This is a genomic window from Mycoplasma todarodis, assembly GCF_965212735.1.
Lineage (GTDB): Bacteria > Bacillota_I > Bacilli_A > Mycoplasmatales > Metamycoplasmataceae > Mycoplasma_K > Mycoplasma_K todarodis_A.
Window position 1 is genome coordinate 22,050 of record NZ_CBDBYJ010000002.1, and the last position, 26,997, is coordinate 49,046.

General features: G+C 31.1%; 19 protein-coding genes and 1 riboswitch. Of the genes, 13 read left to right on the forward strand and 6 right to left on the reverse strand.

Annotated elements, in window-relative coordinates; all coding sequences use genetic code 4:
• Positions 1 to 63: 63 nt before the first annotated feature.
• Genes ACOMC1_RS01485 through ACOMC1_RS01495 form a run of 3 tightly spaced genes read left to right on the forward strand, consistent with a single transcriptional unit; the run spans position 64 to position 4,207 of the window.
• Positions 64 to 1,194: an ABC transporter ATP-binding protein gene (locus ACOMC1_RS01485; protein WP_420330879.1), complete on the forward strand. Its 1,131-nt coding sequence runs from the start codon at positions 64 to 66 to the stop codon at positions 1,192 to 1,194.
• The gene (locus ACOMC1_RS01490; protein ID WP_420330880.1) at positions 1,194 to 2,522 is read left to right on the forward strand and encodes an ABC transporter permease; all 1,329 of its coding nucleotides are present in this window, start codon (positions 1,194 to 1,196) and stop codon (positions 2,520 to 2,522) included. Before ACOMC1_RS01485 ends, ACOMC1_RS01490 begins: the two co-directional genes overlap by 1 nt.
• 14 nt (positions 2,523 to 2,536) lie before the next feature.
• Positions 2,537 to 4,207, forward strand: a complete 1,671-nt coding sequence (locus tag ACOMC1_RS01495) for a hypothetical protein (RefSeq protein ID WP_420330881.1) — start codon at positions 2,537 to 2,539, stop codon at positions 4,205 to 4,207.
• A 214-nt stretch (positions 4,208 to 4,421) separates the two neighbouring features.
• Here ACOMC1_RS01495 and fba read toward each other — a convergent pair whose 3' ends face one another.
• The 3 genes from fba to ACOMC1_RS01510 form a co-directional block, all read right to left on the reverse strand.
• On the reverse strand, positions 4,422 to 5,294 hold the full coding sequence (gene fba / locus ACOMC1_RS01500) for a class II fructose-1,6-bisphosphate aldolase (RefSeq protein WP_420330882.1): 873 nt from the start codon (positions 5,292 to 5,294) through the stop codon (positions 4,422 to 4,424).
• A gap of 125 nt (positions 5,295 to 5,419) precedes the next feature.
• Positions 5,420 to 5,713 (reverse strand): DNA-directed RNA polymerase subunit delta, encoded by a 294-nt coding sequence (gene rpoE / locus ACOMC1_RS01505; protein WP_420330883.1) that lies wholly within the window; start codon positions 5,711 to 5,713, stop codon positions 5,420 to 5,422.
• A gap of 85 nt (positions 5,714 to 5,798) precedes the next feature.
• Positions 5,799 to 6,602 (reverse strand): MurR/RpiR family transcriptional regulator, encoded by an 804-nt coding sequence (locus ACOMC1_RS01510; RefSeq protein ID WP_420330884.1) that lies wholly within the window; start codon positions 6,600 to 6,602, stop codon positions 5,799 to 5,801.
• 155 nt (positions 6,603 to 6,757) lie between these two features.
• Between ACOMC1_RS01510 and ACOMC1_RS01515 the strand changes: the two genes are divergently transcribed.
• The 5 genes from ACOMC1_RS01515 to ACOMC1_RS01535 all read left to right on the forward strand — a co-directional run bounded on the left by ACOMC1_RS01515 (position 6,758) and on the right by ACOMC1_RS01535 (position 14,691).
• The gene (locus tag ACOMC1_RS01515; protein ID WP_420330885.1) at positions 6,758 to 8,875 is read left to right on the forward strand and encodes a PTS fructose transporter subunit IIABC; all 2,118 of its coding nucleotides are present in this window, start codon (positions 6,758 to 6,760) and stop codon (positions 8,873 to 8,875) included.
• Between the two features lie 39 nt (positions 8,876 to 8,914).
• Positions 8,915 to 11,269 (forward strand): hypothetical protein, encoded by a 2,355-nt coding sequence (locus tag ACOMC1_RS01520; RefSeq protein WP_420330886.1) that lies wholly within the window; start codon positions 8,915 to 8,917, stop codon positions 11,267 to 11,269.
• The gene (locus ACOMC1_RS01525; protein ID WP_420330887.1) at positions 11,250 to 12,662 is read left to right on the forward strand and encodes a glycoside hydrolase family 1 protein; all 1,413 of its coding nucleotides are present in this window, start codon (positions 11,250 to 11,252) and stop codon (positions 12,660 to 12,662) included. The genes ACOMC1_RS01520 and ACOMC1_RS01525 overlap by 20 nt, the downstream gene beginning before the upstream one ends.
• The gene (locus tag ACOMC1_RS01530) at positions 12,631 to 13,371 is read left to right on the forward strand and encodes a class I mannose-6-phosphate isomerase (protein WP_420330888.1); all 741 of its coding nucleotides are present in this window, start codon (positions 12,631 to 12,633) and stop codon (positions 13,369 to 13,371) included. The genes ACOMC1_RS01525 and ACOMC1_RS01530 overlap by 32 nt, the downstream gene beginning before the upstream one ends.
• A gap of 198 nt (positions 13,372 to 13,569) precedes the next feature.
• Positions 13,570 to 14,691, forward strand: a complete 1,122-nt coding sequence (locus tag ACOMC1_RS01535) for a hypothetical protein (protein ID WP_420330889.1) — start codon at positions 13,570 to 13,572, stop codon at positions 14,689 to 14,691.
• An 88-nt stretch (positions 14,692 to 14,779) separates the two neighbouring features.
• Here the strand turns inward: ACOMC1_RS01535 and argS are convergent, their stop codons facing one another.
• From argS to gltX, 3 genes are all read right to left on the reverse strand, one after another.
• A complete protein-coding gene (gene argS, locus ACOMC1_RS01540; RefSeq protein ID WP_420330890.1) occupies positions 14,780 to 16,369 on the reverse strand; it encodes an arginine--tRNA ligase in 1,590 nt (529 codons plus the stop codon).
• An 83-nt stretch (positions 16,370 to 16,452) separates the two neighbouring features.
• A complete protein-coding gene (locus ACOMC1_RS01545) occupies positions 16,453 to 16,833 on the reverse strand; it encodes a DUF1934 family protein (protein ID WP_420330891.1) in 381 nt (126 codons plus the stop codon).
• Positions 16,826 to 18,220 carry a glutamate--tRNA ligase gene (gltX, locus tag ACOMC1_RS01550; RefSeq protein WP_420330892.1) on the reverse strand — a complete coding sequence of 465 codons (1,395 nt, stop codon included), beginning with the start codon at positions 18,218 to 18,220 and terminating at the stop codon, positions 16,826 to 16,828. The genes ACOMC1_RS01545 and gltX overlap by 8 nt, the downstream gene beginning before the upstream one ends.
• A gap of 137 nt (positions 18,221 to 18,357) precedes the next feature.
• Positions 18,358 to 18,453: riboswitch (purine riboswitch) on the forward strand.
• A gap of 48 nt (positions 18,454 to 18,501) precedes the next feature.
• On the opposite strand from gltX, the gene guaA reads away from it, so the two are divergent.
• The 5 genes from guaA to ACOMC1_RS01575 all read left to right on the forward strand — a co-directional run bounded on the left by guaA (position 18,502) and on the right by ACOMC1_RS01575 (position 26,987).
• Positions 18,502 to 20,049, forward strand: a complete 1,548-nt coding sequence (gene guaA / locus ACOMC1_RS01555; RefSeq protein ID WP_420331066.1) for a glutamine-hydrolyzing GMP synthase — start codon at positions 18,502 to 18,504, stop codon at positions 20,047 to 20,049.
• Positions 20,050 to 20,060: 11 nt separating this feature from the next.
• On the forward strand, positions 20,061 to 21,152 hold the full coding sequence (guaB, locus tag ACOMC1_RS01560; protein ID WP_420330893.1) for an IMP dehydrogenase: 1,092 nt from the start codon (positions 20,061 to 20,063) through the stop codon (positions 21,150 to 21,152).
• A gap of 211 nt (positions 21,153 to 21,363) precedes the next feature.
• Positions 21,364 to 23,562 carry a hypothetical protein gene (locus ACOMC1_RS01565; RefSeq protein ID WP_420330894.1) on the forward strand — a complete coding sequence of 733 codons (2,199 nt, stop codon included), beginning with the start codon at positions 21,364 to 21,366 and terminating at the stop codon, positions 23,560 to 23,562.
• Between the two features lie 214 nt (positions 23,563 to 23,776).
• Complete coding sequence (locus ACOMC1_RS01570) at positions 23,777 to 25,417, forward strand: ATP-binding cassette domain-containing protein (protein ID WP_420330895.1); 1,641 nt, start codon at positions 23,777 to 23,779, stop codon at positions 25,415 to 25,417.
• Positions 25,395 to 26,987 (forward strand): ATP-binding cassette domain-containing protein, encoded by a 1,593-nt coding sequence (locus ACOMC1_RS01575; protein WP_420330896.1) that lies wholly within the window; start codon positions 25,395 to 25,397, stop codon positions 26,985 to 26,987. Before ACOMC1_RS01570 ends, ACOMC1_RS01575 begins: the two co-directional genes overlap by 23 nt.
• The last annotated feature ends 10 nt before the right edge of the window (positions 26,988 to 26,997 follow it).

Below are 26,997 nucleotides of genomic sequence, written 5' to 3' on the forward strand. Positions count from 1 at the left end.
AAACCACTATTTAAACTAATTGTATAATTCACGTTTTGAATAGACATTTGGTATAATACTTTCATGTTTAATATTAATAAAAAGAGCGATAAGCAATCAAAAGTAGAAGAAAACAAAAAGAAAACTACTACTAATAAAGCGAAATCTGCCAAAGCAAACAAAACAAATAAACAAGGCGATTCTAAATCTGCCTTTAAAAGAATAAAGGGACCAATAGGGGACAATAAACCTATTTTAAAGGTTAAAAAAGTTACAAAAGAATATGGAGAGTTGAAAGCTCTTAATAATATTTCATTTGAATTAATGCCAGGAGAAAGAGTTGGTTTAATTGGAGGAAATGGTGCTGGTAAGACTACTATTTCTGAAATTATTGTAGGACTAAATAAAGGTACAAAAGGTACAATCGAATATGGTTTTGACTACAAAGAACAACCTCAAGAGAAAATTGGGATGCAATTCCAAGATTCAAATTACCCTTCAGGATTAACAATTAAAGATATTATTAAATTTGCTATTAATGTTCATAAGATTAAGATTTCTAATAAAGAACTTACTAACTTACTAAATATTTTCCAAATGACTGATTTCTACAATAGACCTTCAAGATCACTATCAGGTGGACAAAGACAAAAATTAAATATTTTACTTTCTGTTCTTCACAAACCTAAATTAGTTATTTTTGATGAATTATCAACAGGGCTTGATGTTCTTGCTAGAGATGAAATCATAAAATTCTCAGATACACTTCTAAGACAAAATGGTATTTCAGCTATTCTTATTTCTCACCACGTTGAAGAAATTGAAAGAATCTGTGACAAAGTAATCGTTTTAGATCACGGTAAAGTTATGGAACGTGCTTCAATTGCTGATATCAAAAAAGAACACGGAACATTAGAAGAATTCTTGAAAAAAACAATTCAAGCAGGTAATAAAAACCAAGATACTCTTGAATTGGCTTTAGATGCTGATGCTGCTAAAAAACTTCTAAAAAGTAAGAAGAAAGCAAAAACTGCCAAGAAGACAATTAAAAAGAAACCAACTTCTAAAAAGGCTCCAGTTAAAAAAACAACTGCAACTAAAAAACCAGTAGCTAAAAAAGTTCCAGTTAAAAAAACAACTGCAACTAAAAAACCAGCTGCTAAAAAAGCACCAGTTAAAAAGACAAGTGTCAAGAAAAAGGAAGGTGATAAATAATGAGAGCAACATTCAAATTATTAAATGCCTACTTTTGAAAGACTTACTATGGTCCAATACTAGTTTTCATTTTCCCAACATTATTATTAACAATCATGGGTAATGTTATGCGTATTGAATATGTATTCCCCGGTATTCTAGCCATGGTTACATTATTCATTGGTATTCAAGTTATGCCATTAGGTATTATGGAACTTAAGGGTTCAACATTATTTAAATATATTGGTTCGACGCCAGTTAATCCCAAGAGATTTGTAGGAGCGGTAATTCTGTATTACGTATTACTTAATATATTAGCTCTTCTAATTATCATCGTATTGGGTGGAGCGATATTCTATAAAGATGTATTTGCTGGTTCTGGAGAAAAATTTATTGCCTCTGGAATTAAACATGGTCTTTATTCAGGTATCTTTTCAGCAAAAGGTTTCTTCTCATTTATATTTGCAAACCTTTTACATATTGTTATGACACTTGCTATTGGTTTAGCAATTGCAACATTTTCAAAAACACCACAACAAGCATTAACAATAGGTTTAATTGTAGTTCTTCCATCAATGTTCTTATCAGGGATGGTTATTACAGTTGATGTTATTGCTCGTAGTACAGTTATGCAATGACTATCAAGATTAATAATCTTTAGATATACAACAGCTAATATCGTTATTTCTTCTACACCTTCATACCAATTAGGTGGAATTGTAGATCACTTAGTTCAAGGTATTGACGGAGATAAAAAAGCTTACTTAGATTTAGTCTTTAAGTCAAACTCTTACTTCATTCATGAAGGTAAGGTATATGTTGATATTAATAACGTTGGTGGAGTCAATTCAAATACATGATTACCACCCGTTAATGATGTCAATTATAAACCAGGACATCATTACGTATCTATCGATACAATTCATGATTTACTTATTAACAATAGATTGTCAGAAAAAAGTAAGAAAATGATTTTCCTTGGTGGAGATGCAACATTATTTATGCAAGTGTTTACAAATGAAACATTAAACGTAAGTTCCGATAATGGAATATTCCAATTCAACAAAAACTGAGGAGTTCGTAGAATTCCAGATGTTGAATTAATTAAACAATTTATCATGACATACTTCAAAGGTGAAAATGGTAAAGGTGGAGATACAAAGAGATTTATTGAAATTTATGATAAATATATCTCACAAGGTAAATTTACATGATTAGATATGTTTATGAATCAAAGTATTCTTCTATATACAAAAGCGGAAAGAGTTCTAAACTTAGTACTACCAACATTGGTAGCGGTGGGTTCAGCAGGATTTGCAATTAAGAGATTTAGATGATCAGCTAGATAACAGGAGGTCAAAATATGACTATAATTAAAAAGAAAATTGGATTAGGAGTTCTTGCAGCAGTTTCTGTTGCAGCCGTTCCAATAGCAACAACAATTTCTTGTGGAAAGAAAAGCAATGATGACTCAGGAACAATTTCAAGTGAATTTAGTGCAGGAATGCCTCTTACATGAAATATCATGAATGCAAATGGACAAGCTTCTATAAATTCAGTTGTAGAAAATTCTAAAAAAGCTGATGCATTAGCAGCTAAACATAATTGAAAAAAAGTTTTCGAAGGTAATGCAAAATTACTTGATCAAGATGATGCAAAATATGAAGAAAAAAGAGAAGAAGACTCAAAAAGAATAAATAAAGAAATGATGAAAGCTATCAGTGGGCTTTCTGACATAGAAAAAAGATCAATGGTTATATCTGGTACGGATATTGATGTTGATGAACTTGACGCAACCAAAGATTATAAAATAACAGTCTATACAACTATCCATTCAAAAGATGGTTCTGATATGTCACCAGAGCTTAAAGAATTCATCGGAAAATTTTTAAAACATTCAAATTCAAAAGCCAAATCATTTTCAGATGGTTCTAAACTAGATGAAGTGGATGAAGTAAAAAGAAAAGATAAAAAATTAGAAGACTATGCCATGAAAAGATATTTAAGTGCGCAAAGATCAATGCGTAACTTTGGCGACGATGGTAATAGTGTTAATAGTGGAGAAGCATTTTATGACAATGGCTTCTTCGACTTTAAACAAGAACCAGTCCCAGGTCAAAGTAAATGAAAAACTACAGTAAATAAATATAAAGATTTTACTGATGAGGTATTTGCATTTAAAAATGGCAAAAAAGGTGCTTTGGCTTCTGTATGAGAAGGTAAAGATAAGAAACACTTAGATGTTTCTTCGGTTCCTACTTATGATGTTCAACAAGGTGAATTTAGACAAAATATTACTTTCTATGAAGGTATAGATTTAATTGATGAAAAATCAAAAGATGGAAAATGAACAATGTCTGTACCAGGTTGAACAGGAAATGGTGAGGATTTAGCTGGACACACACCTGAATTCAAAGGTTATAAAATGGTATTCACTATGAATCCACTAATTCAAAAATTTGGTGATGGTTCTAAATTTAAAGCAGCAGGATTCGAAAATCTTTCAGATGATCAATTGGTTGAATACATTGGAATGATTCATAAAATTATGTATCAACTAGCTCCAGGTAAGATTACCGATGGTCTTGGGATGCTAACTGATTTACTTCCTACTGCAACTCCATTCATTTCAACAAACCTAGATTGATGTAATTCTCTCGATCAAATTAAAGTGAATTCTGGAACAGCGGATGCCGCAGTTTCTGAAATTGAAAATTTAGTTAGAAATAATATAGGTAAAGTTAGAAAAGCTATCAATGATAAAAAAACAATTTCTCAAGAAAGAATGACATTTGCTTTCTATAGAGATCATAATGCAGAAACAAAGAAAGCCTTCAGTGGTTCAAGTGAACATTGAGAAGTTCGTAAAAAAGTAGAAACAACAACAAAAGAAATCACTGATAAATTTAATTTGACAGCTTTAGATGGTGCGAATACACAAGTTATATCAATGTTATTTGATTACATCAACACATTATACTCATTAGGTAATGTGTTAACAGATCTTGCGTGAGATGCTGAATTAATAGGATAATAAACAAACATTAAAAACAGATACGAATGTACCTGTTTTTTATATCTTTTTAAGCACAAGCTATATTAATGTGATAAAAGTATTGGTTTTATAAGTAAAAACCCCTTAAACACCCTAAAAATGATTGATTTAATATAGTGAACACTTATTTAAAAGGTCAAAAGGTTATAAAAAAAGAGAGACCTTTGAAATCTCACTTTTTTATTAGATTTAATTAAGCTTTGTTAGCTGAACCAAATTCTGTAATTTTTGCTTTAGACATTTCAACCATAGCATCAAATCCTGGTTTTAGAAGTTTACGAGGGTCAAATCCTTTAACTTTCATATCTTCTGCTCCACCAGCTCTAACGTATTCAGCTGTTGCTTTAGCGTTAACTAGTTGTAGTTCTGTATTAACGTTAATTTTTGCAACACCTAATGAGATAGCTTTAGCGATTTGGTCTGCAGGAATTCCTGAACCACCGTGTAGAACGATTCCCATTCCAGCTGCTGCTGAGATTTCTGTAAGAACGTCGAAATCTAATGATTTTCAAGCTGCAGGGTAAGGACCGTGGATGTTACCAATACCAGCTGCTAGAACGTTAATTCCTAGTGCTGCCATTTTTTTAGCTTCTTCTGGATCAGCTTTATCACCGTCTCCGATAATTCCGTCTTCTTCTCCAGCTAGTGTTCCAACTTCAGCTTCCATTGACATTCCTTTAGCTTTAGCTAGTTCAACTAGTTCTTTTGTGTTTTTGTAGTTTTCTTCGAATGGTGAGTGTGAACCATCGTACATAATTGATGTATATCCAGCTTCGATAGCTTTCTTAGCACCTTCGTATGATCCGTGGTCTAGGTGTAGAACTACAGGAACTGTAATATCTAAGTCTTCCATCATACCGTTAACCATACCTACGATTGTTTTCATTCCACCCATGTATTTAACAGCACCTTCTGATGTACCTAAAATAACTGGGGCATTTAATTCTTGAGCAGCAGTAAGAACAGCTTTTGTTCATTCAAGGTTGTTGATGTTGATGTGTGCAACAGCATATTTACCTTCGTAAGCTTTTCTTGTCATTTCTGCCATATTTACTAATCTTGACATTTAATTCTCCTTATTGATAATTTTGATTGCTAATTAATTGATAATTGCAAAAAAATTATAACACCTTTTAAAACCATTAAGTTAAATAGTATTTAAGGACATAAAAAAAGTGCGATTGCACTTGATTAGTCTAATGAGTCTTTAACTTGTAGTTTTAAAGCTTTTCTTTCTTCAATTGTGTATTTTTCAACTAATGTTCATGAACCTTCTTTAGTTCTTAGGAATCTACCATCAACTGTTAGTAATTTGTAAAGTTCTCCAAGTTTGTTTGTTTCGATTTCAGGAACTGATAAATGTGATTGTTCCTCTTTTCATCTAGGTTTTAGTTCTTTTGCAACTACAGCGTAAATTTGTTTTAGTGTTTGTTTGTCTGTTTCACCTAGTATTTCATAAGCGATATCTAACATTGTTCTTGTCATAATGTACTTCCTTTCAAGATGTTTATATATTAAATGATAACTTATTTTTAGTCATCTAGGTAAATTGTTTCTTTAGAAAGAAGCATTATTTCCTTTTTTCCTTTTGTACTTCCATTATTAACGCTTTATTTTTATCTGCATTATATTGGTAAACCTCTTTAAAAATTTTATTGAGAATAAATTCTGAAACAATACTTGCTACTGAAGGTAATTCTATTGGGTGTTGTTCGTTATTTTGGAAATATTCACCACCGATATGTTCATTAACATAGTCATTAATATTTGAGTATTTTGAACTACCGATTGAGAAAATTGTTTGCCCAACAGTTTTTTGATCAAGTTTTTTAGCGGCTCTTTTTATATTTGGGTTCATACCTGACATTGAAACTAAAATGTGTGTTGAATGTTTCTTTGGTAATACCAACCCTAAATCACTGGCAACATTAAAAGAAGAAGCTTGGATATTTATCTTGTTTAACTTTCTTTTAAATTGATCTGCAAGAACCATCGTAAATGATTCGCCGTAAATATAAACATTATTAGTTTGTATTATTTTTTTAGCAATTAATTTTATAGAGTCCTTATTTATAATTTCAGAAGTTCGACTTAATGAATAAATAATGTCTTTCAAGTCATCGTCAACACCTTCGTATTTTTGAACACTATTTAGTTCATTAATACATTTCATTTGTAAAGTTGGGAAACTGGGTAATTCTATTCTTTGGCAGAACCTTGTGATTGCGGATGGAGAAACTTCGATTTTCTCTGCTAATTTAGTTATGCTCATATTGAAAGTTTTTAAATTGTAGTTTTTTAAAAGATATTGCGAAATCTTTTTATCGATTTTTGTCAGTCTCGATTCATGCATTTTTATTATATTTTTTATCATATAACCATTATACCATTTTAAAAAGATTTTTAATTTTGCTTAAAAATATAAAAAGATTAAAAAAAGGAAGGATAATTGAATTGTAATTATGAGAATGGCAAGAATATTAATATCTATGTAATTACGTATTTATATAAAAGAAAATGGAGAAAAACATGAAACAAATTATTTCTGAAGAATTAATTGTTAGTTCAAAATCCATTAATTCTAAAAAAGATTTATTTAAATTAATAGCTAACACTATGAAGAAAAATAAATTAACAACAGATGTTGAAGGGTTAACTAAAGATCTTGAAGAGAGAGAATCTTTGGGGTCTACAGCATTTGAAAATGGATTAATGATTCCGCATTGTAGAACTAAACATATTAATGAAACAAAATTAGTTATTGTTAAATTTAACGACAATAATTTTGATTCAATAGACTCAAAAGAGACAAACTTTGCAGTCGCAATACTTGTTCCTGAGATAGCTGAAAAAGAGCATTTAGTAATTCTTTCAAAATTAAGTAGAGTTTTTAGTACAAAAGAAAAACTAGAACAATTCAAAAAGAATACTAAGAAAGAAAAAGTTGCAGTTGTAACAAGTGCAATTAATGAAGAAGAAGTTCAGGATAAAAAAGTTGATAAATACGACTTTGTTGCTGTAACATCTTGTGCAGCAGGAATTGCTCACACATATATGGCTAGAGATGGACTTGTTGATGGTGCTAAAAAACTTGGATTAAATGCCAAAGTTGAAACAAGAGGTGCAACAACAGAAAACAGACTTACAGCAAAAGAAATAGAAGATGCAGAATTTGTTATTATCGCAGCAGATGTATCTATTTCTAAAAAAAGATTTGCTGGTAAAAAGATATTAGTAGTTGATACTAATGCAGCTATAAGAGATGGTGTTGATGTTATCGAGAGAGCAAAAGACGCTGAAGTATCTTATGGTAAAGCTGAAAAGGTTGGTAAATTAAGAATTGGTGGAACTGATAAAAAGAAACAAAAACTACTTGGTAAAGCAGTTATGTCAGCCCTAAGTTTCATGATACCAATCGCAATCGCTGGTGGGATTTTAATGGCAATACCAAATGCCGCTGCCGCTGGTGGTAACTCAAGTGGTGGAACATGACACTTCCCAAATAAATTCTCAAATGCTTTATGAGACTTTGGACATATTGGACTAATACTTATGGTTCCAATTTTAGCAATGTTCCTTGCATACAAAATTGGTGGTAAGGCAGCAATGCCCGCAGCATTAATTGGTGGATTCTTCATCAATGACGGACAATTAATGGGTAAATATACATTAATTTCACTTCCACAAGGAATTGGTGGATCAGCATCAGCCGGATTCCTTGGAGGACTGGTCGTCGGTATAGGTGTCGGATATTTAGTAAGAATGATGCAGTGAATTAAATGACATAGATGAATTAAACCGGTTTCTAATTTAATGATTATTCCAATTTTAACTTCATTTATTACATTCTTGATTGTTACATACGTTATTGGATCACCAATGACATGAGTAATGGCAGAATTATACATTGGACTTTCAAAAGTTAATAGTGCTGGATTGGGTGTAAGTATTCTAATTGGTATTTTATTTGCAGCTCTAATGGCAATTGACCTTGGTGGACCAATTAACAAAACAACATTAACAGTTGCTACAGTTATCTTCATGGATACACTAGCAAAAGGAGATCCGAACTTCACTCCTCAAACAGCAGTTCAAGCAGCAATCGCAGTTCCACCTTTAGGAATGTGATTATCAACAATTATTTTCAGAAGAAAATTCTCACAAACAGAAGTTGCAGCTGGACAAGCAGCACTTCCAATGGGACTAGTAGGTATTACAGAAGGTGCATTACCATTTGCATTCAAAACACCATTAAAAGCAATTTTTGCAAACGTTATGGGTTCAATGGTAGCTGGTGCATTAGTAACACTATTCCAAATTAAATTCTACGGTGGTCTAGGTTCACCATTAGGAGCATACATCGGATACTCAGAACACAGTTTCTTTGGATTAGCATGAATATTCTCAATCCTATGTGGTGTGATTGTAACAGGTGTAATTTATGGATTAATCCGTAAAAAAGTTCCTGCTTACGAAGAAGAACATAAACAAAACAAAATTGCTAAAAAAGCATTTTACGCAGAACAAGGACTAACAACTAAAAAAGCTATATTTAACTATAATGTTAAAAATATAGGTAAAAAATCAGCAGAAGGATTTAAACACTGTATAAACCCTAAAAACTGATTCGAACGTCCTGAAGATTAAAATAATTCAGACGATCCAGATTTATAGAAAAGAGAAACAATGAAAACAATACTAATAGTGCCTCATACGCATTGAGATAGAGAGTGATATTTTACAAACAATACCTCAAATATTTTATTACAACGTCTTGGTCAGGACTTGAAGAATAGACCAATATCACACTTTACATTAGATGGGCAATCATCGTTAACTGATGATTTGATAACAAACAATCCATCATTAAAGAATGATTTAGAAAAATTAATTGCCGATGGAAAATTAGTATCTGGTCCACTATATGTGCAACAAGATACTATGAACACTATGGTAGCCACAACTCAATATAATATTGAGCTTGGTAAAAGATATTCAAGATCTAAAACTATAAACAAAACAGTTTATATGCCCGATTCATTTGGGTTTAATGAACAACTACCTCAGATTTGAAAGAAAAACGGTTTCGAGAACTTTGTATTTTGAAGAGGGATTAAACCAGATGACTTTCAGAAAACTAATTTATTTAACTGAAAAGGTATTGATGGAACAACCATTAAAACTTCATGTTTAAAAAATGGTTACTATACATTGGGTCAACACTACCCTTATGTAGAAGATGAAAAAAGAAGACAAACTTTTAAAGAACAATTAATTATTCAAGCTAAAGAATTAGCTGAAAAAAGTAAACAAAACATTTATCTATTGCCTTTAGGTGGAGATCAAGCTCCTTTAGAGTATGCAATTGATGAAATTGTAAAAGAAATTAACGCAGAACAAAGTGAATGAAAATTTAAAGTAGGTACATACGAACAATACTTTGAAACATTAGATGTGGAGCCAACAGAAGAGATAAAATATCCCCTTTATTACTCTGGAACTTCTAAGATACACAGAACAATTCATTCAAACAGATACGATATTAAAAATCTATTTAGAAAATGCGAATTATCATTTAACTACATATTAAAACCACTAGAAGTTATCTATGAAAGAATGGGTGGAAAACTGCTCAGTGAAGAAATTATTGATAATGAAATACTTAAACCATTATTGAAATCTTCTGCACATGATTCTCTAGGTGGATGTAATAGTGATAAAACAAACTCAGTCGTACTTAATAGATTAATACAAGTAAAAGAATTTCAAGATTCATATATAGACCTAATGATGAGAGATATTAAAGAAAATTTTGCAAAAGAAAATCAATACATCATAGTAAACACCTCCCCATTTACAAGAAATGTAGTAATTAAAGATATCATCTCAACAAGAAACAATAAAAAACTTAATATAAAACAAACAAACACAAAAATGATTACAGAATCAATCGAAGATATTTCTTGAGAATATCATGAACCTGTATTTAAACACAACGTCATTATTAATGCATTAGAAATGAAACCATTCTCAATGAGAATTGTTGACATTCAAGAAGCTGGTGAAGAACCTGCTGAAAGGTTTGAAAAATCTATTGCAATTGATGGAGAAAAAATTAACTTAAATTTCAAAGGAAATAAAAAAGAAATCGCTTTCCACGTTGAATATGAAGATGGTGATGAGTTCGATCAATCAACTCCGATTGAATCAAAAGCAAAAACACACGCAAAACAAACTCATAATATTGTTGAAGCAAAATATTCAAATGGAATCGAAACTTATAAGATTGAAACAGAAATTGAATATGGAGATTCAAAATTCATAATCAACTCTACAATTAAGAAGATCAATGATAATTTCTACCATGATATTCAAATTGAAAACAACTTAAGAAATGTAAAAGTTTCTTTAGCACTTCCAAAAGAAAAATTAATACTTTCTAGACATCTTGCGTTTATTGAACAACAAATGGACAATATTCCAAATTGAAAAGAAAATTATAGAGACAATCCTGTTAATTCATATGCAAATGACGGGTTAGTTAAAAATGGTGAACTATCAATATTCACAAAAGGAACAAACCTTGTAACATCACTTAAAGATAGAAACGAAATAGTTCTATTCAGAAGTGTGGATATGCTAGGTAAACCAGAACTAGAAGATAGACCAGGAGTAGCAAGTGGATTACCTCAAAAAGTAAACACTCCAGATGCGTTGCTAATTAAAAAGCTAAACTTTGAATTGGCATACTCAATGGATAACTCAATCAAAGGATTGAACAATTGATACTTCGATGGATTAGGGTATTTTACTTCTCACACTGATAAAACATTGAAAAAAGTTGATAACTTTGTAATCAACACAGTTCAATTAAAAGAATTTAAAGATATTTCAATAGAAATGGATATAAATACAGAACTTGTTGGATTAGTTAGAAAAACAGAAAAACAAAACATCCAAATAATCAAATCAAATCCTACAGACAATGAAGTGGATGGATACAAAGGATACGAAATAAAATATGAAAACATTAAAATTTAATGATGGTTTTATGTGAGGGTCGGCAACTTCTGGACCTCAAACAGAATCTTCGAAAAATAGATCAGCAACTGTTTGGGATGTTTGACACAAAGAACAACCTGAGTTATTCTTCGATGGAAATAAAGCTCTTGGTAATTTAGAAGAAAGATATGTTGAATATGTTCTTCATGCTAAGAATGCTGGATTCAATTCATTACGTGTATCTATTCAATGAAGTAGATTAATGCCTAATGGAAAAGATGTTTCAGAAAGTGGTGTTGAATTCTATAAAAAGTACTTTACAGAAATTAGAAAACAAGGTATGAAAGTTATGGTTAACTTAATGCACTTTGACACTCCTGAATGACTTTATAGAAAAGGTGGTTTTGAAACTAAAGAATCTATTGAGGCATATGTTGAATATGCATCAAACGCATTTGAGATATTCGATGAATATGTTGATGTTTGATTCACTTTCAATGAACCAATCGTACCCGTTGAAATGGGTTATCTAAATAAATATCATCTTCCTGCTATTGTGGATATGAAAAAAGCATGACAAGTACAATTCAATTTATTAATCTGTCATATGAAAGCAGTTGAAATATTTAAGGAAAAAGGATATGCGCAAGAAATAGGTATTATCCTAAACATAACTCCAGTAATTCCCGCAACGGAATCGGATGCAGATAAAGAAGCATCCAAGTGAGCAGAACAATTCCAATTTAAATGCTTCCTAGATCCAATACTAAAAGGTGAAGTAAGTGATGAATTCATTCAAGATGCAAAACAAAAAGGTTATTTTTGAGAAATTACAGATGAAGAGCAAAAATTAATTGATAAGAAATTAGGGATAGATCTTTTGGGTATAAACTATTATGCTCCAAAAAGAGTTCAAACTCCTAAATCAAAAGAATTCAATAATAACTTTGCTCCTGATCAGATGTATTATGAAGATTTCATAATGCCGAATAGAAGAATTAATAAGCATAGAGGGTGAGAGATATTCCCTGAAGCTATATACATAGCACTTAAAAACATACAAGAGAATTATTCAAACCAAAAAGTATTCATTTCTGAAAACGGAATTGGAATTCAGGATGAAGCAAGATTTAAGGAAAATGGAAAAATTGATGATCAATACAGAATAGAGTTTATGAAAGAGCATTTATTCTGAATCCATAAAGCAATCCAAGAAGGTGCAAATTGTGTAGGTTACCATATGTGAACATACATTGATAACTGATCATGATTAAACGCATATAAAAATAGATATGGTCTTTACGAATTTGATTTGGAAACAAATGAAATTAAAGCCAAAACATCAGCAAAATGATTTGCTAAAACTTCAATTAATAATCTAATTGAAATAAAGGAAAACTATGAAAAAAATTCAACCCCTACACCTAAATAAAATTTGAGGGTATGAAAAATGATTGCACTCTCCAATTCCGGGAAGACAAACTCAAGTTGAAGATGGAACATTGGTAACAAACGGACCTTTAATCAAAATAATTAAAGCAGACAAACCGCTTTCAATACAAGTACATCCAGATGATTATCTAGCTAAAAAACTAGAGAATGAAGAAAATGGTAAAGCTGAGTGCTGATATGTTTTAGAAGCGACACCTAAGTCAGAATTCATTGTTGGTATTACAACACAAGATGAAAAAGAAATTAAAGCAGCACTTAAAGAAAAAAGATTTTTTAAATTATTAAAAACACATACACCATCAGTAGGGGAATTTATAAATGTTCCCGCAGGCCTAGTGCATGGTGTAGGTCAAGATTCGAAAGTATTGGAAGTGCAACAACCTTCTGATACAACATACAGATTTTATGATTATGACAGACTAGAAAATGGTCAACCAAGAGAATTGCATGTTGATAAGTCAATAATGTCAACAAAAGATTTAGAATGAAAATTAAAGTCCTCCGAAAAACTTTATGAAAAATACAATATAGATAAATACTCAATTTCCCTTTTTGAGAAAGATCATAAAAACTTCCAAATTAATACAAAATCAATATTAGTTGATTTAACAGCAGAAGAAGCTTATTATGTTGAACCAGGTGATGAAGCACAAATTACATTCGAAAAGTTCGCATTAATAGAGTTTTAAAAAGCAACCAATGGGTTGTTTTTTTATTCGTCTTTTATAACCCATCAATTATATAAAAATATTGTCCTATACCACTATATTTTTAGTATCCAAACCATACTAAATAAAATAACATTTCTTTTTGTTTTATTAGTTTTAAAAAGTAGTAGAATATCAAGTAATATGATAATAAAAAAATAAATAGTAAGAGGGGGTGTTATGAAAAAGAAAGCAAATTATAAAGGTCTTGCAATCGGGTTCCTATGTAGTGTTTTGTATGGGCTTTATCCAGCATTAATTAATATAGTTCCGCACCATGGGGATGATGGTTCTTTACTTGCTGTTATAAGTTTCATAATGGCCTGTGTTGCTATAATCTTCACATTTTCAGTTTTAATTGACTTTGTTGTTTCAGGTCCAAAGAAATTCTTTAGGACAATCAGAAAATTCATTAAAAGTAAAGATGCGTGAAAAATTACTTTAACCAATCTTTTAGGAACACCTATTGGAATGGGATTCATGGCAATCGGTATTGCGCTTGCTGGTGGTGCTTTGGGTAAAGCCTTCGTTGCACTTTGTATTCCTGCAACAGCTATACTAGAAAAATTATTCCTAAAACGTAACTTCAGAAGAATAACAATTCTCGGAGTTATTATAGTTACACTTTCGACAGTTGCAATGGGAGTTATGGCTGTTGATCCTTCTTCATTAAAAACAAAAGTATTAATTGGATTAGTATTATGTTTAATTCCAGTTCTATCATGATCAATCCAAGGAATTATCATTTATAGAATAATGGAAAAATCAGAATTAGAAATTACAGTTAGAGAAATAACAACACTTAAATATCTATGTGCGGTTATTTTCCAATTATTAGTTATCCTTCCTATCTTATCTCTATTTGATTTAAGTTTTGATCATACATATAAAGTTATGGGTCAATTAATTATTGATTGAAAGAAATCAGTAATCATCTTAGCAATCTCAGGTGCATTAATTTTATATTCATACTTATGTTATGTTTATACCGTGAAAACAATGGGGGCAACATTGGGTATTGTTTTTGAAAACATGTCAATCATATACGTTCCAGTTTTCGTAGCTATATTCTTTGCAATTACAAAAGCAATTAATCCAAATGATCCTTCATTAACAAATGAAGCAATACTACAAGATATGTCACACATTAAAACATGGTGATTCTGAACATTCTCTACTACGTTAATGATAGGAATACTATTAACAGTTATTGAGCCTAAAAAAGGTCCTAATGGTAAGAATAAGAAATTCTTTAGAAGAAGACTGAAAAGAAGTGAATACGATATGTACGAACATATTTAAAAAGAAACGAGCACTTGCTTGTTTTTTTTATTCGCAAAATATAAAAAAGGATATAAAAAAAGCAAATACAATATTTGCTTTAAGAATATTACATTCTTTCTGGTGCTGAGATTCCAAGAAGGTTAAGACCATTCTTAAGAACTTGCTTAGCAGCAACTACAATTGGTAACATTCCTGCTTCATTTTCTGAACCAACAATTTTATTTGAGTTGTAGTATGAGTGGAAAGCTCTTGCTAAATCAATTAAGTATTGAGGTAGTAAGTGAATCTTTCTTGTGTTAGCCATTGTGATAACTAAGTCTGGGAATTTAGAAAGAACATCCATTAATTTTTCTGCGCCTTCTGTATATAGATTATTAATATCCATTTCTTTATCAGTTTTACCTAAAATTTGATTTGCTCTAGCGTGAGCGTATTGAATGTAGAATACTGGGTTGTCTGATGTCTTCTTAGTTGCTAATGTAACGTCAAAATCGAATTTTGAATCACATGAACGGTTAGCCATGAAGAATCTAGTTGCATCTTTACCTGTAAGATCAATTAATTCTCTTAATGTAAATGATGTTCCCATACGTTTTGACATTTTAAGTTCTTGACCATCTTTAATAAGACGAACAAGTTGAATAACTAAAGTATCTTTTAATGCTCCATCTGGGTATCCAAGTTGTAATAAAGCAACTTCCATACGTTTGATGTAACCAATGTGGTCAGCTCCGAATACATTAATAATGTAATCGTAACCTCTTGATAATTTAACATTGTGGAAAGCAATATCAGGTGTTAAGTATGTGTATGTTCCATCTGATTTGATAAGAACACGGTCTTTATCATCTCCATACTTAGTAGTTCTTAATCATGTAGCTCCATCTTCTTCATATTTATCTTGAAGTTTGTCAAGCGCTTTAACAATTAGACCTTGGTCATACATTGATTGTTCTGATGAATACATATCCATAACAACACCAAGTTTTTTAAGATCTTTATCGATTTCATCTAGAAGCATTTTCTTAGCTTCTGATTTGAAGATTTCTTGACATTCTTCATAAGGAACGTTAAGGTATTTATCTCCTCACATTTCTTTAAGTTGTTCTGCAACTCAAACAATGTCTTGACCTCTATAAGTATTTTCTGGCATTTCGATTTCAACACCGAATGCTTGTTGGTATCTTGTTCATGATGCTTCACCAAGAATATTGATTTGTGCACCTGCATCATTGATGTAGTATTCTGCATCAACTTTGTTACCTGCAAATCTTAAAATGTTAACTAAGGCTGAACCTACAACTGCACCACGTGCATGTCCTAGGTGTAAGTAACCTGTTGGGTTGGCTGAAACATACTCGATATTTACATAGTCAGATTGATTACCTTTACCATAATCATCTCCCGCTTCTAGTATGTCTGTAATAATTGTATTTAATGCTTCTCGCTTCATGAAAAAGTTAATGAATCCTGGTCCTGCTATTTCGATATTTTCAATTGAATATTTGTCTTTATCGATTCCTTCAACAATCTTTTGTGCGATGTTTTGTGGAGCGTCCTTTAGTGCTCTTGCTAGTTTCATTGCGATATTTGTAGAGAAATCAGCATGTCCTTTAGCTGGAGTTAACTGAACTTCTTCTTCTACATTTAATTTTTTTAGTGACTCAGTCACTGCTTTTATAATTTTAGTCTTCATACTTTATAGTTTACTATAATAAGTCCATTTATGCAATAAATGTATGGAAAATATAATAAAATTTCAGCATAAAAAAAGAGGGCTTATCCCTCGATTTTTAGATTAATGTTGTATCTTCCTACAATTTGGTCTTGTTGACTTAATGTGTATTGGAATTTAACATCATTTTCATTTGTACAATCCATTTCCTCTAGGTGTGAATCTAATAATAGAATACCTTGTGGTGTTTCATATTGAATTGCGATAGTTTTGTTTAATTCTAAGTTAATTGTACTTGGACCTGCAAAGATGTTTGCATATTCAGGTGCAACTTCAATTCTGTTCATAACATTCATGTTAGGTTCTTTGAATTCGTAAACTGTAAATCCTTCGTATGAAGTGATATCTACAGCTGCTTCAAAAGAAATTTGTTGTGTATCTCCATTGTGATCAATGTTAGAGATAAAGGTAATTTTTTTAGACATTTGCTAGCCTCTTCTCAATTAGTTCTTGACCGAATAAGTAAATTGCTTTAGCTAATTCAGGACCATGTTGTTGGTAAGTTGTTTCTAAACGAATTGGCATGAATAATGATTTACCTTTTGCTCCTGTGATTTCCTTAGTTGCATTAACAGCAGCTTGGATACCTTCAACAGAGAATTCATTTTTAGCAAGTTCTGCTTTGAATGTTGAAATAACTTCTGTTACTTCAGCATCTCTAGCATCTGTATTTCTATAAATTTCTAATGCGTTAACAATATCAGAAGTTGTAACTGCATTTTGTTTATAAGTTTCTGAGAATAGTTCTAATCATTCTTGTGTAAATCCTTCAACAGATGTATGCGCTTTAAGTCTTTCAATTACTTTATCATTTGGTAATTGTTTGAAGTATTGTTTTGAGAATCATTCCATTTTTTTAGTATCGAATTTTGAAGGTGATTTTGATCATCTTTGTCAGTCGAATTTTTCAATTAGTTCTTGATGAGTATTTACTTCTGAAGCATCAGCAGCAGTTCATCCTAATAGAGCTAAGAAGTTGAAGATAGCATCCGCCATGTATCCTTCATCTTTATAATCAGCAATAAATTGTTTAGTTGATAAATCACGTTTTGAAAGTTTTTTACCTTCCATGTTAGTAATGATTGTAAGGTGAGCGAACTCTGGAGCTTCTCATCCTAGTAAATCATAAATAGCTAATTGTTTTGGAGTGTTTGTTGTGTGTTCTTCACCACGGAAAACGTGTGAGATTTCCATGTCATGGTCATCAATAACAACAGCTAAGTTATAAGTTGGGTAACCATCTTGTTTTTTAATTACGAAATCACCGATGTCAGTTGTGTTAACTGTGATGTTTCCACGAACCATATCTTTTCATGTGTAATCTTTGTTTTTTGGAAGTGCAAGTCTAACTGAGAATTCCCCAGCAGCATCTCTTCTTGCTTTTTCTTCATCAGAGATTTTTAGTCATTCTCTATCGTATCTAAATGAGAATACTCCATTTTTTTCTTGTTCATCTCTTTGCTCTGTAAGCTCTTCAGATGAGTCATAAGCTTTATAAGCGTGACCATTAGCAATTAGTTCTTCAATAACTGCATTGTATCTATCTAATTTTTCTGATTGTCTGTATTTACCGTATTTTTCAACTGGTTTTCTTGGTGATTCATCAGGAGTGATTCCTAATCATTCTAAGTTGTCAAGTTGAGAGTCTTCTCCACCTTCAACGTTTCTTTTAACATCGGTATCTTCAATCCTTACAATGAAGTCTCCGTTATTGTGTTTAGCGAATAAGTAACAGAATAATGCTGTTCTTGCTCCACCAATATGTAGGTACCCTGTTGGTGAGGGTGCGTATCTTGTTCTAATATTTTTCATAAAAACATTTTACTACAAAGTCATACCTTAAAATTGAAAAAACTACAATACATGTAACTTTAAAGTTAAATTTTATTTTGATATAGCTAGTGAAATTAAAAAATAGCAAAATTTTTGTAGTATAAAAAATAAATTTCTTTATAATTTCAATTAACATACATATAAGTTTTTAATTGGAAAAACGTCTCTACGAGAAACCGTAATTTCTCTCTATGTAAGGTAATAACATTTTTACTATCTTTTTACCTTATCTAGGAGTTTATCCATTTCAACTTTTTGTATTAGAAAAAGGAGAAAAAATGAATAAAGTTTTAGTGGTAGATTTCGGTTCACAATATTGTAAACTGATCGCAAGAAGGGTGCGTGACTTGGGTGTTTACTCAGAGATCATTTCACCATTTTCAGAAGATTTATTAGAAGAAGCAAAGAAATTTGATGCAATCATCTTATCAGGTGGACCTTCATCAGTATTTGAAGAAGATGCATTAACAATTGATAAAAGAATTTTTGAACTAGGTAAACCAGTTCTAGGAACATGTTACGGAATGCAATTAATTCACCATTTATTAGGTGGAAAAGTAGAAAAATTAGCAGATGGAGAATATGGAAAAGTTTCATTATTCAAAACTGAAGAACATGAAATGTTAGATGGTGTTCCAAAAGAGTCTAACGTTTGAATGTCACACTTTGATACAGTTGTGGAATTAGCACCAGGTTTCAAAACAATTGGTAAAACAGATTTATGTAATGCAATGACAGTTAATGATGAGAAAAACATTTATACTTATCAATTCCACGCAGAAGTAACACACTCTGAATTTGGAGAAAAAATGATTGAGAACTTCTTATTCAAGATTGCTAAATTAACACCAACTTGAAAAGTAGAAAACTTAATCGAAGATAAGATTGCAAACATTAAGAAAACAGTTGGAGATAAAAAAGTTATTCTTGGACTATCTGGTGGTGTTGATTCATCAGTATTAGCAATGCTTTTATACAAAGCTATTGGTAAACAATTAACATGTATCTTTATTGATCATGGATTACTAAGAAAAAATGAAGTTGCAAACGTTCAAAAACTATTTGCAGAATCATACGATATGAACTTAGTTACAATCGATGCAAAAGAAAGATTCTTTAGTGCACTTAAAGGTATCTCAGACCCAGAAACAAAGAGAAAAACAATTGGTAAATTATTTATTGATGAATTTACGGCAGCTAAGAAAGAACACTCAGATGCTCACTTCCTAGCACAAGGAACAATTTACCCAGATTTAATTGAATCATCAGGTAAAAATGGAACAGCTAAAGTTATCAAATCACACCACAACGTTGGTGGATTACCAGAAGAATTAGATTTTGAAATCTTAGAACCTTTAAATGACCTATTTAAAGATGAAGTTAGAAAACTTGGATTGGAATTAGGGCTACCTCAATCACTAATCATGAGACACCCATTCCCAGGACCAGGACTAGCTATTAGAATCATTGGAGATATTACTCCAGAAAAAGTAGAAATCCTACAAAACGTTGATGATATCTTCATCAAAAACTTAATTGAAGCAGGATACTACAATAAAGTATCACAAGCACTTGCAATTCTTACACCTATCAAAACAGTTGGTGTTCAAGGAGATGAAAGAACTTACGCTTATACAGCAGCAATTAGATCAGTTGATACAGTCGACTTCATGACTGCAACATTCTCAAGAATTCCATTTGAATTATTAGAGAAAATTTCTAGTGAAATTACAAACAAAGTTAAAGACGTTAACAGAGTGGTTTATGACATCACTTCAAAACCACCTTCAACAATCGAGTGAGAGTAAAAGGAGCGATTATGAATAAAGTACAAAAAATAGAAACAACATTAACATATGACGACGTTTTAGTTAAACCTGCATATTCAGAAATACTACCTTCTGAAGTAAATACATCAGTTAAATTAACTGACAAAATCACAATTGAAATACCGGTTATTTCAGCTGCGATGGATACTGTTACTGAATATGAAATGGCAAGAGCTATGATTATGAATGGTGGTATTGGAGTATTACATAAGAATGCTTCAGTTGATTCCATTGTAGAATCATTAGAAAAATTAAATAAAGAGTTTGGAGATACAAAACCAATAGCAACTTCAGTAGGTGTTTCAACAACTGATGAAGTTCTTGAAAGATTAGTTAATGCTGGGGCAAATGTTCTTGTTGTTGATTCAGCACATGGACATTCAAAAGGCATTGGTGAAATGGTTTCTAAAATCTCTAAAAGATATCCAAACATATTCTTAATTGCAGGTAACATCGTTACTGGTGCAGCTGCTAAATTCTTAATTGAACAAGGTGCAAATGCAGTTAAGGTTGGTGTGGGTCCAGGTGCTATCTGTACAACTCGTGTTGTTACAGGTGTTGGTGCTGGACAAATATCTTCAATTAATGAAGTTGCAGAAGTTGCAAAATCAATGGGTGCATTAACAATCGCTGATGGTGGAATGAAACAAACTGGAGATCTTACTAAAGCAATCGTTGCTGGTGCAGATATGGTTATGTTAGGTTCTATGTTAGCTGGTGCTGATGAAACACCTGGTGAAAAAATTGAACACAAAGGTAAATTCTATAAATCATATAGAGGTATGGGTTCATTAGGAGCTATGGAAAAAGGTTCAGCTGATAGATATAATCAATCAAACCTTTCAAAAATTAAATTAATACCTGAAGGAATTGAAGGATTCATTAAATGTAAAGGTCCTATTGATAAATTACTTATCCAAATTACTGGTGGTATTAGAAATGGTCTTGGTTACATTGGTGCTAAAAACATTTCTGAAGCATATGAAAAAGGAATATTCGTAAGAATTACTTCTGCTGGATTTAAAACATCTAATCCACATACTTTAGATAAAATTATGCCAACAACAAACTTTAAAAAATAATTAAACCCTATGGGTTTTTTATTTGCAAATTAAGAGTTCGATATCGTATTTTATCTCTTCTCTAAATTATTGTTATTTACAGGTATAACTCATTATTTTAAATAATAAAAGGGTCACACCCATACTAACGGGAGTATAATTAAGATACTTGTATATACCAGTTGTGAATTCAAAAGGTGTACAAGCAAAGATTTTAAAGGAGATGAAGCATATGACAAAAAAAGATGTTAAAAAAATAACTATTGGATCGCTTGCAGGTATAGCTGCCATTGCAACACCGATTGTAACGGTTATTTCATGTGGAAAAGATGAAGATACCAAAAAGGTGGACTCATTAGTTGAAGTGAACTTAAACGATAAAATAGAAACTCTTAATAAAGAACACTTTACTAAAATAGAAGCATATAAAACGGCTTTAATAAAATTATTCGACGGTACTTTTGCAGATGATAAAGAAACTGCATTTGCTCAAAATGCATTTGATGAAATCAAAAATGCCACAACCGGTGCTGCCGCTCTTGCTGCAGCTAAGAAAATTGTTGCATATGGTAAAACTACACCCGGAGTAAAAGAAACAATTCAAATACCAGATTTTAATGGAACAATTGAATCACTTTCGGAATACAAAACTAGATTAAAAGGATTATTTACAGGGAAATTCAAAGACAACAAAGGGACTAGTTTTGTTGATTCTGACTTTTCAAATATTACTAATGCTCAAGATGCTGCAGCTGCAAAAGCTGCTGCTGAAACACTTGCCAATAATGTATTTGGAGCTTACACAGCAGAAGCTAATACAATCGTTACTGTAGATGGTGTTCAAAAAGATTTAGGGAAATTCTCTTCAAATTTAAATGTAACAACTAAAACACCAGGTAAAGCTGCGGTAACTGAAAAATTAGCACAAGCTGTTGCTAAAAGTGTTGTAGATGGGGAACTTGATGCTGCACAAAATAAAGCTGCTATTTTGGCAATTCTTAATAAATATACTAGTGATAACAAAAACACACAAATGTTTAGTGAAACAACAATAACAGCTATTAAAGAAGCAGTGGTAAAACTAACAGTTCAAAAAGATACAGCCAAGACAATGTTTACCGATGGAAATATCTTTGATAAAACTTATGTTAAAGCTGTTCAAGAAGTAAAAACAGTGGTAACAATTGATAGTAAAGACCACACATTGAATAAATATACCGCTAACACAACGTTAAAAGTTGAAACTGCAGGTAGTGCTGCCGAAGCTGAAACTAAAGCAACACCAGAAACACAAGGGGACTTCGAAACAAAAATAGATCAAGCAACTGATGAAGCTGGTATCTTAGCGATTCTTGGAGATTATACTAGTGATGATACAAATAAAACTCCACTTGTTGAAACAACAGTAACTGGAGCGGCAGATCTTTCAGCAAAACAAATTGCTGCAAAAGCTTTATTTGGAGGCGGAATTTATAAAAAAGACTACAAAGCACCTAAAAATGAAGTTAATACAATCGTAAGTATCGATGGAGAAACAATTGATTTAGGTTCATTTGTTAATGCACCAACATCAACAGTTAAGACTCCGGGTAATGCAGAAATTACAGAAAAACTTGCTCAAGCAGTTACTAAAGCAACTGTTGATAATGAAATAGAACAAGCAACTGATGAAGCTGGTATCTTGGCAGTTCTTCAAAAATATACTAGTGATAACAAAAACACATCAGCCTTTGATGGAACAAATGTTCAAAATGTTGATGGTGCTGCAGAAACACTAATTGCTCAAATAGTAGCTGCTAAAGCATTATTTACCGATGGAAACATCTTTGACAAAACTTATGTTAAAGCTGCTCAAGAAGAAGAAACAGTATTGACTGTTGATGGAGTAGATATTAATCTTGGTAAGTTCGTTGCCTCACCAGCAACACTTGCAACAGCTACAACCCCAGGTAATGCTGAGACACTTGGTGTAAAAGAAACAATTACAGTTCCTGATTTAAATAAAACAGGTCAAACTGAACAAGATTATAAAGATGCACTAATTAAATTATTTGATAAAAAATTCAGTGATGCGAATGGAACTAAGTTTACTTCTGTGGAGTTAGATACAATTAAAAATGCTGCAAGTCACACAGAAGCTAAAACAGCCGCAGAGACATTAGCAAATAAAACTTACGGAGCACCTCAACCAGGTAAAGTACTTTCAATCAAAATTGAAATATCACTTGTAAGTTTAGATGAATATAAAGATAAACTTAAAGAATTATTTATGGGTCTTAAAGCTGATAAAGAAGGTAAAGCGGATGTAGATTTATCAACTATTGATAATGCCACTACAAAAGATGAAGCTGATAATGCAGCCAAAGCAATCAAAGCATTTGGTGAAAAAGTTACTTCTTACTCAGAACATAGTCAAGCCATTTACTTATAAAGTTAATAAGACGATGGTTATATAGTAAAAAACTCTAGCTAAGGTTGGAGTTTTTTTATTCTTTAATTCAACTGATGGATACAATCAATCAAACCTTTAAAAATAAGTTATCAAAGCCTTTTTTTAGTTAGGAATATATAACAAATAAGTCATTAGTTATATGAGATAATTTTTTTAGCGTATTGGAAATACCAATACTTTTTGAGAGGTTCGAATGAAGCAAAAAGCCAAAATAAGTCTTGAAGAGAAAGCTCAAATCAAACAAGACAAAATTAAATATAAGAAAGTTAAAGATGATTTACCTAAAATAAGCACATTCAAATCATGTGTATTGTTTATTGCATTCTTATTTGTTGCAATCACATCTGTAACTCAAACTTTCTTAACAACCATCATATTCCAATCATTAATTGATCAAGATTATAAGAAGTTCATAATGTGATTCTTAATAGAGGTGGCAATTTTACTTTCTTGAGCAATAGTTAATTATTCTTCTAGATATTTCTTGGATAAAGAGTGTGAAATTTTAAAAACTAAAATGCGTAAATTTATCTTTAGATCTTATTCATCAGAAGCGGGTCAAAAGAAAATAAGTAAAGAGCCAGGTACTTTTAAATCTATAACAATTGATAACGTTGATAAATATGTAGATGGATATATTAAATCTAAGTATAAAAACCTTATGTACTTTACTCAAGTAGCACTTGCATTAGCATTCCTGGTTTATATCTCATGAATTATTGGCCTTATTGCAATTGTATTATCTTTAATGGCAATATTCTTAGGATCAATTACTTCATCGCCAGTTTCAAAAGCACAAAATGAATATGTTGGACAATTGAATCAATTCAATAATGATGTTTCAACAAATATAGATGCTCATTCTGTGTTCTACCTAAATAATTCAACGAATAAAATCGTTTCATTCTTGAGCAAAAGATTTGGATGAATTGAAAAGAAATATATTAAATTCTATATTAAGAATATCTCATATCAAATACCTTCTTTATTTATGATGATGGTAATTCAAGTTGGTGTTCTTGGTATTGCTGCATTGCTTGTTGTTAAAGGAATGATGGCAGTTTCAGCATTGGCAGCTGTTGGTTTCTTAACTGGTATGTTTACTAATGAAATGTTTATGCTTCTAGACGGAGTTAAAGATATGGCGAGAGATGTAAAATTATTCCATTATTTTGTTCCGACTATCGAGCAAGAAAAAGAACACAAATATATCAACAACATTGAATCAATTATTGTTAAGGATTACAATATGAAATTTGAAGATAAAAAATTATTTAAGAAGAGGTTTAATCAACAATTTGAACAAGGAAAAAGATATGTAATCGTTGGGGATTCAGGTTCAGGTAAAAGTACTTTAATTAATTCAATTTTAGGTAAACAAAAGAATTACGATGGAAGTATAAAACTTAATGGAATTGATGCTAAAGAAATTTCAATAAAAAGTTTTACTGATAATATTGGTATTTTAAATTCAACTCCATATGTATTTAAAGCAACTTTATTTGAAAATATCACCGTTTTCGATAATACAATTGAACAGAAAAAAGTTGAAAAGCTTTTAAAAGCTATTAATTTTAATGAATTGGAATTAAACAAAGTTATTGATATTAATTCAATCTCTGAAGGTCAAAAGCAAAAGATTAATTTCTTGCGTGTTATGTTGAGGAATCCACAATGAGTTATTGCGGATGAAGGATTTTCAAATGTAGATAAAGAATCAAGAAAGAATATATTCAACTATATCTCTAAACAATATAAAGGTGGAGTGATAAGTATTACGCACCACTTAAATGCAAAAGAGGAGGTGATCTATGACTCAAAAATTACCTTCTAGAATTAACTTAAGAATATTGAAGAAAATGCCTTTTACAACGTTTGTCACAGCATTTACAACAATGATAGCTGCAGCCTTGCAAGGTATTCTTCCTTATGTATTTGCAAAAATTACTCATTATGCAATTGAGAAGAATGAGGAATTATTAAATAAATGATTAATTATAATTTCCGTTATTTGTGTGGCGTTAGTTATTGCAGTAGTTGTTCAAATGATTGTTGCGGAAATATTTAGAAATAAGATTATCACCTTATTAAGAATTGATTATAGTAAGAATATTTATTCGAAAAATATAACTGAATTTTCAAAAGGTGGAAAAGGTGTTCATTGAGATAATCTAACTAACACTCTAGATCAAATATCAAGAGATTACTTCGGTGGATTTAGATTAATTATTTGATCTATTTCAACTCTTGTAGCAACCTTCTTATCGATTGCATTATTAAATGTATATCTTGGTTTAAGTTTAGTGGCTGTTTGTGTAATTGCAAGAGTGTTCTTAATTATTTTTGATAAAAAATTAAAGAAAAAAACACAAGCGCAAGCTGAGATGAGAAAGAGATATAGTACTGAATTAAATGATTTAACAAATGGTGCTGAAACATTATTTTGAAATAATAAAACAGAGGCATTTGAAAAGAGAATAGATAACTCAAATTTAAATATTCAAAATGCAAATATATCATATGCAAAAACTCATAAATGATTTGAATTTATTAATGAATTTATATCCATTGTAATTTCATCTGGAATCTTATTAGTTATGGCTATATTTGTATTCAAGGTGGATTACACAATGGTTTCTATATTTATTGGTGTGTTAATTGCGGAAAGCTCACTCCAAATAGCACTAAATAAGATGATAGAACCAATCATATCAATTAGACGAACAAAGCCACTTAGAGAGAACTCAGATTACATTTGAGAAGAACAAGAAAAAACACAACAAGATGCATTTGCCTTCGCTAAAGATATTAAGGTTGAGAACATCAACTTTAATTATGGCGAAAAAGAAGTATTGAAGAATGTTGGTTTTAATATCAAAAAAGGTCAAAAGATTGCTATCGTTGGTAAGAGTGGAACTGGTAAAAGTACGTTATTAAAATTAATGTTAAAACAAATCAATGCCAAAAGCGGTTCTATAAAAATTGATGGAAAGAATATTGATTCATTAAGTGAAGAAGAATATCTAAACAATATTGCTTATGCAAATAATCACAACTTAGTGATTAGGGATACTTTCAAAAATAATATGTTACTTTTCGGTGGTAAAAAAGTTAACTTTAAAGAATTGAAAGAAATGTTTAATTTAGATTTCATTAAAAATAAAAATAGTGTGATTTCAAAAGATGAATTATCAACAGGACAACAGCAAAGAGTTAACTTAGCGAGAATTTGAGTTAATAAAAAACCAATAGTTGTATTGGATGAATGCTTTGGAAACTTAGATAAAGAGAATGCCAATTCTATTCTTCAAAAGATACTTCAAGAGGATATTACAGTTTTACTGATATCACATCACTTAACTCCAAAACAAACAAAGATGTTTAATTCGGTAATTAAGTTATAAAGCAAAATAA